Raw genomic sequence first — 12,104 nt, forward strand, 5'->3', positions numbered from 1 at the left:
GTATCACTCCATGCTCTTTATGAACATGGGAGGCTGTCAACATTGTAACTGTTAGTTACCTCCTGGAATAAAGTGAATATCCATATTATCCTTACCAAGAAGATTTTTGATGTAGGCCTTTGCTTTATTGCTATGTATATCTTCTCCATATCCTATATTTTGCTCAAGATTATATTTCATTAATAATTCTAATATTCTCGGATGAGCCCCTTCGCTATAATCATTCATAAAACTATACATATATATACCCTCCGTTATTATAAAATTTATTTTTTATTATATCATTATAAATTTACTTTATTTTCAAATTTCTAAATCTATTTAACATAGCAGCAATTTCATATTTCCTTGGAAGAACCATATCTCCAGGATTACCTCTATGAAAAGATACCACATCTAATCCCTTTATATACATATCATCATATACTCTTTCAACTATTTCTGATAAAGTCATCTTATTATCAACTATTTTATTCATAATATATTCTAAAACAAAAGCCATAGTATTTACTTGATTAGAATCTATTAATTGTTCTAAATCTCTAAGCTCAATATCCAATTTATTATATGTTATTTTATCTAATCCTCTAGGCTTTATTTTAACTCCTTTTTTCCCTTTTAAAAATGAGGATTTCGATACAATTCTTGGACTGTCATCTTTCAAAGATATTTTTGATTCTATTTTTCTTGAATTCTTTATTTTTTTAACTATGTTTTTTGCCTTTTCTGTTACATCCTTTGGTTTATATTCATCCATCATTATCACATGATCTGCAACTTCAAAATAATCTCCTGAACCTCCAATTACTAAAACTGATGATACTCCTAACTCACTATATAGAGTTCTTACATTGTCAATAAAAGGTGTTATGGGTTCTTTTTCCCTTATAACCAAATTCTGCATCCTTCCATCTCTAATCATAAAATTAGTCGCACTGGTATCTTCATCTATTAATAACAAATCTGTTCCTATTTCTAAAGCCTCCATTATATTTGCAGCTTGAGATGTACTTCCACTAGCATTCTCTGTAGAAAACCTTCTTGTATCTTCCTTCATAGGTAAATTATTAATAAAAGGAGATATATTCACTTTTTCTACTCTTCTGCCATCTTCAGCCTTAATTTTTACAGCATCTTCTCTAGTAACAACGTACTCTCTACCATCTTCTGAAATATGGTCATATATCCCTAATTCTAATGCCCTAAGTAATGTAGACTTCCCATGAAATCCTCCTCCTACTATAAGAGTAACTCCTTCTTTAATTCCCATTCCTTTAATTTTTCCTTTATTAGGTAATTCAATTTCTATTTCATATTCTTCTGGACTTATAAATGGTACCACATCTTTTTTCATAGGACGTTCTGATACACCACTTTCTCTGGGAAGTACACTTCCATTAGCAATAAAAGCTATTAAATCCCTTTTTTCTATTTCTTTACGAATGTAATTCTGATCCTCTACTAATTTTACTTGATTAATAAGACCATCACTATCAATAGCATTATAGAATAAAGAAGATTCTACTATCTTAGGTATAGCTTCAAAAAAAATACTTTTTGCCTTTCTTCCTAAAACTCTTCTACCTGCTGCAGGAAGTCCTACTGTTAATCTAGCCTCTACTATATTTTCATCTATTATAACATAATTTCTTTCTAAGATTTCTTGACCACAATATCCAATAGAAAGCAATCCACTTTTCCCTGATCCCTCCACTCCTTTATAGTTTTTATGTATATTTTTAGCCATAGTTCTACTTAAATAATCTACTACAGCTCTTTTCTTGTATTTAGTATCATATAACGTTGACTTAAATCCAGCCTTTTTTTCTGGTACAGTTACCCTAATTCTTGATGGAGCAGCAAAGGGATCACCTTGTACATAATCAATAGATAATGTAAAATTCATAAAATTATATTGTCCTCGTAATTCTTTATATGCCTTATATCCCTTTCCATCAATTTTATCTAATATTTTCTCTAGTTCTTTAGATGGTTTCAATTTTATTTCTCCTTTCTCTGATAACTCTTACTATTATTTTATCCATAGTTAAAGATTTTTTCAAAAAAATTTTATTAAAAAGTAATAATATACATATAAATTATTAAATCTTCTAAATTAAATATTTAATATTCATAGTTTTGGATATATTAATAATATACTTATTTTAAAAAGGAGAGTGTAAAATTATGAGTATAGGTAAATTAATTATTAAAATTATTGTTGCAGCAATTGCAATTGCAATTGCAACATTCTTTACTCCCGGAATGTCTAATCAAGGTGGTATATGGTCTTTAATATTAGCAGCTATTGTAATCGGAATATTAGACTGGCTTATTTTAAAAGTAACAAAAATAGATGCATCTCCCTTTGGAAGAGGCATTATAGGTTTTATTGTTGCTGCAGTAATACTTTATATCACTGGATTAATAGTCGATGGTTTTACTGTAACTCTATTAGGAGCTATTATCGGTGCACTAATATTGGGAGTAGTAGATGCGATTATTCCTGGAGAAACAACAACAATGTAGCATCATAAAAAGTTCTGTAATCCAAAACAAGCAAAAGAAATTTTAGATAAGACTATAAAAAATAATTAACGATAATGAATTATCTAATATTTGAAATAGAACTTAAATCTACAATAAATAAAATCAAATAAAACAAATAAAACTTAGTGTTTATTAATTCTTTTTTATCCTCTAAACACTAAGTTTTTAATTGCTTCAAATTTTTTACCATCTACTATAAAAAACATATTATATAATTCATATATTTCTTAAAATTTATCATTATTATGTATAAAAATTTAAATAAAATTCAAATAATAGTAAATAATAACCAAGAACCCATTATATAGGAGGTGAGTAAGATGAAAAACAACAGAAAAAATAAAAATAACAGAAACAATAATCTTAAAAATGAAAATAATAATTTTAATGTAGAAATGGCAGATGAATTTGATTTTAATAACAACAACGAAAATAATAAGAACAACAAAAATAACAAAAACAATAGAAACAACAGATAATTAAATGAATACACAGTTTCAAAAATAGCTCCTATTTATTAATGAATAGGAGCTATTTGTATTTTCCAATCTAATAATCTATTTTCTCCTTCTAATTTTTGTATTTCAGTTATATCTTGACTAACTTCCAATACTCCCTTATATTCCCCATTACTATTTCTCAATGGAAAATATTGAATTAATATTTTTCTTCCTTTTAAATCAATCCAAAATCTAGCATTATCCTTCTCTCCACTACGAAAACTTTCTATTATTTTATTTACAATATGTACACTATTAGGTGGATGACAATTTTTTACGTCTCGTCCGATTATAGCTGGTGAACGAGAAAAAACTCTATCTTTAGGTTTAGTAAAATATTTAACTTTATTATTTTCATCTACAAAAGTTAAATCCACTGGTAATTGATTAAAAATCATCAATACCTGTTCAAGCTCTAATTCTCCAGTTTCTGTTCTAAACAATATTTTTTCATCATCACTATTTATATATTTAATTTCACTATCGCTATCTCCGATATCTTCTCTCTTCTTATCTATAAATGGAAATCCATATTCTAAACTCTGTTTATGCATTTCATACCAATCCTGATTACTTAAAACTTCACTGGCAGATGGAAAAAGTATTAAATTTTCTTTTTTCACTAAACCTAGAATAGCAAAAAATAACTTTCCTATAGCTATATTGATTTCTTTTTCATTACTTTCCTTATCCTTCAAAATTCTAATCATTTCTTTAACTTTAATTCTTACTTCATCATGAAGTGCCCACATTATTTTCAAGCCTTCAAATCTTTCCATTCTTTTTTCTAAATATGGAAATAGTATATTTTCCTTTTTCAAATAATGTTCATTAAATTCTTGTAATTCTTTAATTCTAGATAATAATATTTCCTTTTTATTTTCAACTTCTTTATTCTTTAATATTTTTTTGATTATATTAGTTTTCTTTTCTAATGCTTCATTTTCATAGATTAAGTCCATAAGAAAATTATCATTTTCAGGTTTTTCCCACCTATAATTATATAAACTTTTATAAAATACATTTATAACTTTGTCTAAAAATACTAATATTTCCTCTGAGTCCATTCCTTCTTCTAATAAACTATAAAAAATTTCAAAGGCTTCTTGAGGTTGCACATTCTCAATATCTTCTTTGTATTTTAAGTAAAGTTCTTTATTATCATCATTATCCCTAATTCCTTGAACGTACTCAATTAATCTATCAACTCTTTTCTTATCTACATTCATTTTTTCGCCCTCTCTAAATCAACTTATTCATATATTTAGAATCACCCAAATAGTATAGAAATTACACAATATATTATTCTTTAATTTGAATTTTCTCCAGTAATTACATAAAATTCATCATTCAAATCAATAATCATAATATTACTAAATCCTAAATCTCTCAAACCCTTATAAAAATGTTTAAACTATACTATTCAATTTAGCAATTTATATGATATCGTATATTAAGTTAACTAAAAAAACAGTTAGAAAATTTCTTAACTGTTTCTTAGTTATTTAGTATACTCCTTTTTCATTTAACATATCCTTATATTTATGATCAATTTTTAATATATGTTTTTCTATCCAATCAGCTACAAACATCAATGCATCCATCACAACTTTATCCTGTTTTAAATCTATATCTTCTGTTTGTAATTCTTTTATTCTTTCAACAAACATAACATGTTGCTTTTTATGTTCTTCTAATTGATCATAATCATACTTTTCCATAAGCTTTTCTTCATAATCAAAATGATATATAGTATAATCTTCTAATTCTTTCATTATAGCCATTATCTCATCATAATGGTCTAAATCATCCTTTGAAGTTACTAGAGTATATAAATTTCTTCCGATCTCAAATAATCTCTGATGTTGTTTATCTATCTCCTCTATATTGCAACTAAAATCATCTTTCCACTTAAACATAAGATTCCTCCTCTAAATAATATATATTTTTTATACCCTCTCATAACAATTTTAACCTTTTATAATTGATTATAACGACTTTTTTATTTTTAAAATTCTGTAGTAATTTTAAAAAATCTCTAGAAGCATATCAAAACTCCTAGGGATTTTCTATTGAAGTTTTAATAATAATTCTCCTGATTTAATCTGCTGTCCTTCTTTTACCTCTAGACTTTCAACTATGCCATTATTTGTAGCCTTTATATTTACTTCCATCTTCATAGCTTCTAATATCATCAAAGTTTGATTTTCCTTTACATTATCTCCTTCATTTACTAATATCTTCGCTATAATACCTGGGATATTTGCTCCAATTTCATTTTCATTTGCTGGATCTGCCATTTTACTGATAGATTCTAAATTATTTATCCTAGCAGCCTTATCTAAAATTTTTATTTCTCTTCTATTTCCATTAACTTGAAAAGCTACAGTAATATATCCATCATTATCTCTAACTCCTATACTTAAAAGCTTAATTATAAGAGTTTTACCCTCTCCTATTTCAACCTCACAAGTTTCTCCTACTTCTAAACCATGGAAAAATATATCACTTCCCATTCTACTTAAATCACCATATTCTTCTAAATATCTTAAATAATTCTCAAATACCTTTGGATAAAGAGCATAACTCAACAATTCACTTTTATCAAAGCTTTTATTATATCTGTCAGATAAATATTTATCAGCATCGTCAAAATTAAAATCATCTAAAAGCTCTCCTGGTCTACACTCAATAGCTTTCTCTTCTTTTAATATAATATTTCTAATATTTTCAGGAAATCCTCCCATTGGCTGTCCCATCATTCCTTTAAAATAATTCACTGAAGAATCTGGAAATGTAAGATTTTTACCCTTTTCTTCTATGTTCTCTGGTGTTAAATCATTTTGAACCATAAATATTGCTAAATCTCCTACTACTTTTGATGATGGAGTAACCTTTATTATGTCACCAAGCATTTCATTTACTTTCTTATACATTTCTTTTACTTCTATAAATCTATGCTCTAATCCAAAACTTTCAACTTGAGGCTTTAAATTTGAATATTGACCTCCTGGAATCTCATATTTATATATTTCAGCAGTACCTGATCTAAGATCAGATTCAAAATCTCTATAAACAGGTCTTACCGCATTCCAATAATTAGATATTTGTTGTAAATTTTCAAGACAAAATCCTGTTTCTCTAGATGTATTCTCTAATGCTGCAACTACAGAATTTAATGCTGGTTGACTAGTAAGTCCTGACATACTATCAAAAGCTGTATCTACAATATCTACTCCAGCTTCAGCTGCCATAAGTAATGTAGCTACTCCATTTCCACTAGTATCATGAGTATGAAGATGTATTGGTATAGATATTTCTTTCTTTAAAGCCTTAACTAAATTATAAGCAGCATAAGGTTTAAGTAAAGCTGCCATATCTTTTATACCTAATATATGAACTCCCATATTCTCCAATTTCTTTGCTGTTTTTATATAATAATCTAAAGTATATTTATTTCTAGTATTATCTAATATATCTCCTGTATAACATATACAAGCTTCTGCTACTTTTCCTGTTTTTAATACCTCATCTATTGCTACTTCCATACCTTTTATCCAGTTTTGTGAATCAAATATTCTAAATACATCAATTCCTTTATTTGCAGATTCTCTTATAAATTCTCTTATCACATTATCAGGATAGTTTTTATATCCAACACCATTAGAACCCCTTATAAGCATTTGAAATAATATATTTGGTACTCTTCTTCTAAGTTCTTCCAATCTTTTCCATGGAGATTCATTTAAAAATCTATATGAAACATCAAAAGTTGCTCCTCCCCACATTTCGAGAGAAAATAAATCTTTTGCTAATATAGATGTATCCTTTGCAATCTTTATCATATCTCTACTTCTCATTCTTGTTGCCATCAGTGATTGATGGGCATCTCTCATAGTTGTATCTGTTAAAAGCAACTTATCCTGATTCTTAATCCATTTTACTAATCCTTCTGGTCCCTTCTCATCCAATATTTGTTTCGTCCCATTTTCAACTTCACCATTGTTTCTTGGTACTATAGGTATATTAAACTCATTTTTTACTCCCTTTGTTTCATTTACAACTTTTTCTCCAAGATACTTCAATACCTTAAGTTCTTTATCTTTCTTAGGTTTTATATTAAAAATATCTGGATTATTTTGTATAAAACCTGTATCACATTCTCCCTTTATAAATGCATCATGACTTAACACATTGATTAAAAAATCTGAATTAGTTTTAATTCCAGTTATTTTATGTTCTCTTATAGCCCTAATATTTTTCCTTATTGCATCCTCAAAAGTTCTAGCCCAAGATGTGGTCTTAACTAAAAGACTATCATAATAAGGACTAATATAAGCTCCAGTAAATCCATTACCACCATCCAATCTCACACCAAATCCTGAACCTGTTCTATATATATCTATCTTTCCAGTATCTGGAGCAAAATTATGAAATGGATCTTCAGTAGTAATCCTTGATTGTATAGAATATCCTCTAACCTTTATAGAATCTTGAGAAGGTATACCTATTTCCTTTGAATCTAACGAATATCCTTGAGCAATAAATATTTGACTTTGTACTATATCTACTCCTGTAACCATCTCTGTTACCGTATGTTCAACTTGAATCCTAGGATTCATCTCTATAAAATAATGATTACCATAGATATCAACTAAAAACTCTACTGTTCCTGCACTTCTATATCCTACATATTTTGCAATTTTCAAAGCATCTTCACATATTTCTTCTCTTTTCTCTTGATTTAAGGAAAAAGCAGGAGTAAATTCTATAAGTTTCTGATGTCTTCTCTGTATAGAACAATCTCTCTCATGTAAATGAACAATATTTCCATATTTATCTCCTAATATTTGTACCTCTATATGCTTTGGTTTTTCAAGATACTTCTCAATAAATATATCATCTCTCCCAAAGGCTTTTTTTGCTTCACTTCTAGCACTATTAAACTCTTTTATTAATTCGTCTTCCTTCCTCACTATCCTCATACCTCTTCCTCCACCACCGGATGAGGCTTTTAACATTACTGGATATCCACACATTCCTGCAAACTTCAAGGCTTCTTCCTCTGAGCCTATAGGTTTTTCAACACCTGGAATCGTTGGTATTCCTGCTTTCTTTGCAATCAGTTTTGAATTGATTTTATCTCCTAACATATCCATCATTTTATAATCAGGACCTATAAACTCCATACCTGCTTCCATACATTTCTTTGCAAATTCTACATTCTCAGATAAAAATCCATATCCAGGATGTATTGCATCTACGCCCTTATTAATTGCTAATTTTATAATTTCATCTATATTTAGATATGCTTCCACTGGACCCTTATTCTTACCTATTTCATAAGATTCATCGGCCTTAGTTCTAAAAAGGGAATGTTTATCTTCATTAGTATATATTGCAACAGTTCTTATTCCAAGTTCTTGGCAAGCCCTAAATATTCTAATTGCTATTTCGCCTCTATTGGCTACTAAAATTCTTTTAAGTTTCACCATAATAAATTGCCTCCTTACAATATTACTTTATTTAAATGTATCTTTACTATTATATCATAAATATTATAATTTTGTAATAAGTATTGTGTGTTTATCTTAATTGGTTCCTAGAGTAATTTCTGAATCAAATACTAATTCATTATCCATATACGTACTTCCAATCTCTTCTACTATAGCATTTGAAACTTGTCTAGTAATAAATTTAAACCCATCATCAGTTAATTTTTTCCATGTCAAGTTGTAATAATTTCTTTGATACAACACTAGAACTAAAAAAGGCATATTTTTTCTTAAGAAAAAATATGCCTTTTTTAGTGTTTAGATAAATATAAAAAACTTTTATATTACAAATTTACTAAAACTTTAAGATATTTAGCCCTATATTATCATCATGAATTCTATCTAACTCCCCTTCATATACATCAACAAATATCTCACAAGTAGCAGATATACTAGCAGAATTTAGATGTCCACCAAACGCTCTATTTTTTTCATCTCCTATAGTTATATGTAAATGTAAATAAGGTTCATTCTCTATAGAAGAAATATTACCTATCAATGCTGTAATTTCATATTCTCCTTCATAATCATTAGAAATATATTTTCTTTTATTTACATCATATAATCCTATAGTAACTTTATCTGCTGCACCAATACCTGTAACATTAGCAAGTTTAACATTAGTTTCTTGAATGAATCTTTTAATAGACTCCACTATTTCTTCACCTCTATCCAATCTAATTACATACTTGCTTCCAAATTTTTTATATTCCATTATAATACATCTCCTTTATAAATATAATAAACTTCTAATATATTTTTAAATAAAGTTCATAATTAAGTTATATTCATCTTTTTATCTTTCCTAAATTCTTTTAAATAAATTCCATACATTAATATTACACCTAATAATGCAAGAGCAAATATCAAAGGCCATACATTTCCTACACCGTATATCTCAATAAATCCTCCTGTTATGTATGGCGCTGTTGCTGAACCTACTCCTGTTATCAAAGGAATAATGGCATTAACTCTTCCTCTATGGGTCATAGGTGCATGATTAGCTATGTAAACCCCACTATTTGTAACATTTAAAATCTCTCCAACAGTCCATATAATTGTCGAAACAATGAATAGTGGATATGCTTTTGCAAAGTATAACATTCCAAACCCTATAGCATAGAAAATTCCAGCTAAAGAAATATTGAGAATTGGCTTGAGTTTCTTTGTAATACTAGTAACAAATAATGTCATTATAAGAACCATCAAAGCATTAGTTGTACCTAATGTACCATACATCTTTGTACCCTTATTCATTCCAAATAGTGACTTCATCTGTAATGGTGTAGTATAGCTATGTTGAGCATATATAAAGGAATATATAATTGACACCATAGCAAATATAATTAGTGCTGGTCTTTTTAATAATATAGTAAATATTGATCCTTCTTCTGCTCTTTCCTTTGTGCTAAGATTATAAGATTTTTCAACTTTATCCTCTGAAGGCTTAGATTCATCTACAAATTTCACAACTAAAAGCAAAGAAAGTAAGGTTGTAATAGCATCTCCTAAAAATATCCATTTAGTATGATTGTAGTATAATAAACCAGCAATCAATGGACCTATAGCAAATCCTACATTAATACCAAGATATATTAACGAAAAAGCTTCTTTTCTATTAGATTCATCTGTTAAATCTGCAGTAATTGCACTATTAGCTGGATGAGCTGCTCCACCAAAAAAATTAGCTAATATCAAAAAATAAGGAATTAATAGTGAATTTCCCAGGAAAGCACAAGGAATAAAAGATAAAGCAGCTAATCCTTGGGAAACTATCAATATCTTTTTTCTTCCTATACGATCTGATAAGTACCCACCTAAAAATGATCCTGGTATTGATGAAATAGCTAGCATCATAAAATAAAGACCAGTTTCCTGTTCTCTCATACCCATTTTATCTGTTAAAAAGAAGGTTAAAAAAGGATAAACAAAAGCTCCCATACTATTTATTATCCTGGCAAAGAAAAGAATATATATACTTCTTGGCAATCCATAATAATCACTAAAATATCTTTTAACTCCCATAATAGTAATCTCCTTACTACATAATATTTTATTACTTTTATATTATATAGCATTAGCATAGAAAAATATAGTATTGTTTGAATATTTGATAAACTATCATTTATAACATAATTTAAATATATTTCTTACTTAAACATTTTTTATCATTGTAATATTATTTTAAACTTTCAATATAGCCCTACCTAAACCGATTAAATCTAATTTACCTTCAGAGGGTAACATTTCAACAATATCAGGATATGTAATTCCACCTGTTAATATCACTGGAATAGATATAACTTTTTTAATTTCTTCAGTAAGAGGTAAAAAATGTCCTTGTTTATTCATATCTGGATTATATGTTTTATCACACTTCCTCTAATTTATTAAATTTACATTAAATTTTTATAGTATATTTGAAATAGTAAGAACTTCTCGTTCCTTTACTATTTCAAATAATTTTTTTAATACTTCTATCTCTCCAAGAGAAAGAGCCTCATTATTAATACTTATATATTTATTAGCCTTGGTAATAGATAAATCTATATTATCTATTTTTCGATAATCCAAAATAATACTCCAATATCTTCTTGTTCTATTCCATTTCTTCTCCACATCTTGAAAATCTTGAATTGCTAAATTCCAATTACCTTTCTCTATTTGAACAATTACTTTATTTAAATCCTTAATAAAAATATCAATTTGTTTATCTATATAATCTAAAATAAATAACCAACCTACTATTATTATCAAGATTAATATAGCAGAAAATAAAAATATCTTCATTTTGAACCCTCACTATGCATGTTTTTCTCTTGAACATATATTTTTTCTCTTCCATCTATATATGCAAATAATACATTTTTTACATTATTTACTCCAAAATTTTTTAGTTGTTTCTCAAGCCATATCTTGTCCTTTTCTATTATCCGTAAACTTTCAAAATTAATATGTCCATCAACTACTAATGTAATAGGAATTCCTTCATGTGAACACACTATATTCAAATCATCTAAAGTTGGAATCTTTTTGTTTGCCTTAGGTATTATACTCAAATCACCATTAGTTTCTAAAATAGCATATTCTACATCATTTAAAGAAGGATAATTTTTTATTCTTATCTGTTCAACTAAATCATTAATATTTATTCTTAATTTTTTTAATTCTTTTTCATTTATCTTACCTTTACTTATTAATATACTAGGTTTTCCACATATTATTTTTCTAGTTTTTTCACTCTTTAAATTAATATAAGATATTAATACCTCTAAAAATAATAATGCACTAATTGCAATTAAACCATTAATCAGAGGAACTTCTAAATTTTCCATAGGTAAAGTTGCGAGTTCAGCAATCATAAGGGTTACTACAAGCTCAAATGGTTGCATCTCCGACACCTGACGTTTTCCCATGATTCTCATGCCTATCAGTACAAATACATATACTATGATTGTTCGTATTAAAATTATTATCATAAATTAATCTCCTCAATGAA

13 protein-coding genes are annotated in these 12,104 nt (G+C 27.6%); 2 read left to right on the forward strand and 11 right to left on the reverse strand.

Going from position 1 to position 12,104, the window contains the following annotated elements:
- Nucleotides 1-51: 51 nt before the first annotated feature.
- Entirely contained in the window at nucleotides 52-240 is a 189-nt protein-coding gene (locus GOQ29_RS05345) for a hypothetical protein (protein ID WP_203371616.1), read from the reverse strand.
- Between the two features lie 52 nt (nucleotides 241-292).
- Nucleotides 293-1,999 (reverse strand): ABC-ATPase domain-containing protein, encoded by a 1,707-nt coding sequence (locus GOQ29_RS05350; protein ID WP_203371617.1) that lies wholly within the window; start codon nucleotides 1,997-1,999, stop codon nucleotides 293-295.
- A 188-nt stretch (nucleotides 2,000-2,187) separates the two neighbouring features.
- Between GOQ29_RS05350 and GOQ29_RS05355 the strand changes: the two genes are divergently transcribed.
- Together GOQ29_RS05355 and GOQ29_RS05360 are read left to right on the forward strand one after the other, a co-directional pair.
- Nucleotides 2,188-2,529, forward strand: coding sequence for a phage holin family protein (locus GOQ29_RS05355; RefSeq protein WP_203371618.1), 342 nt, complete (start codon nucleotides 2,188-2,190; stop codon nucleotides 2,527-2,529).
- Between the two features lie 341 nt (nucleotides 2,530-2,870).
- On the forward strand, nucleotides 2,871-3,029 hold the full coding sequence (locus GOQ29_RS05360) for a hypothetical protein (protein WP_203371619.1): 159 nt from the start codon (nucleotides 2,871-2,873) through the stop codon (nucleotides 3,027-3,029).
- 38 nt (nucleotides 3,030-3,067) lie between these two features.
- Here GOQ29_RS05360 and GOQ29_RS05365 read toward each other — a convergent pair whose 3' ends face one another.
- From GOQ29_RS05365 to GOQ29_RS05405, 9 genes are all read right to left on the reverse strand, one after another.
- Entirely contained in the window at nucleotides 3,068-4,279 is a 1,212-nt protein-coding gene (locus tag GOQ29_RS05365) for a DUF438 domain-containing protein (RefSeq protein WP_203371620.1), read from the reverse strand.
- Between the two features lie 276 nt (nucleotides 4,280-4,555).
- Nucleotides 4,556-4,969 carry a bacteriohemerythrin gene (locus GOQ29_RS05370; RefSeq protein WP_203371621.1) on the reverse strand — a complete coding sequence of 138 codons (414 nt, stop codon included), beginning with the start codon at nucleotides 4,967-4,969 and terminating at the stop codon, nucleotides 4,556-4,558.
- Between the two features lie 150 nt (nucleotides 4,970-5,119).
- A complete protein-coding gene (locus GOQ29_RS05375; protein ID WP_203371622.1) occupies nucleotides 5,120-8,545 on the reverse strand; it encodes a pyruvate carboxylase in 3,426 nt (1,141 codons plus the stop codon).
- 96 nt (nucleotides 8,546-8,641) lie between these two features.
- On the reverse strand, nucleotides 8,642-8,827 hold the full coding sequence (locus GOQ29_RS05380; protein WP_203371623.1) for a hypothetical protein: 186 nt from the start codon (nucleotides 8,825-8,827) through the stop codon (nucleotides 8,642-8,644).
- 73 nt (nucleotides 8,828-8,900) lie between these two features.
- Nucleotides 8,901-9,320 carry a PPC domain-containing DNA-binding protein gene (locus GOQ29_RS05385; protein ID WP_203371624.1) on the reverse strand — a complete coding sequence of 140 codons (420 nt, stop codon included), beginning with the start codon at nucleotides 9,318-9,320 and terminating at the stop codon, nucleotides 8,901-8,903.
- A gap of 62 nt (nucleotides 9,321-9,382) precedes the next feature.
- A complete protein-coding gene (locus tag GOQ29_RS05390; protein ID WP_203371625.1) occupies nucleotides 9,383-10,630 on the reverse strand; it encodes an MDR family MFS transporter in 1,248 nt (415 codons plus the stop codon).
- A 159-nt stretch (nucleotides 10,631-10,789) separates the two neighbouring features.
- The gene (locus tag GOQ29_RS05395) at nucleotides 10,790-10,957 is read right to left on the reverse strand and encodes a hypothetical protein (RefSeq protein WP_203371626.1); all 168 of its coding nucleotides are present in this window, start codon (nucleotides 10,955-10,957) and stop codon (nucleotides 10,790-10,792) included.
- 57 nt (nucleotides 10,958-11,014) lie between these two features.
- Nucleotides 11,015-11,395 (reverse strand): DUF4363 family protein, encoded by a 381-nt coding sequence (locus GOQ29_RS05400; RefSeq protein ID WP_203371627.1) that lies wholly within the window; start codon nucleotides 11,393-11,395, stop codon nucleotides 11,015-11,017.
- Entirely contained in the window at nucleotides 11,392-12,084 is a 693-nt protein-coding gene (locus GOQ29_RS05405; RefSeq protein WP_203371628.1) for a DUF421 domain-containing protein, read from the reverse strand. The genes GOQ29_RS05400 and GOQ29_RS05405 overlap by 4 nt, the downstream gene beginning before the upstream one ends.
- Between the last annotated feature and the right edge of the window lie 20 nt (nucleotides 12,085-12,104).

The sequence above is a fragment of the Anaeromonas gelatinilytica genome (assembly GCF_016820635.1).
GTDB classification, from domain to species: Bacteria; Bacillota; Clostridia; order Tissierellales; family SIT17; genus Anaeromonas; species Anaeromonas gelatinilytica.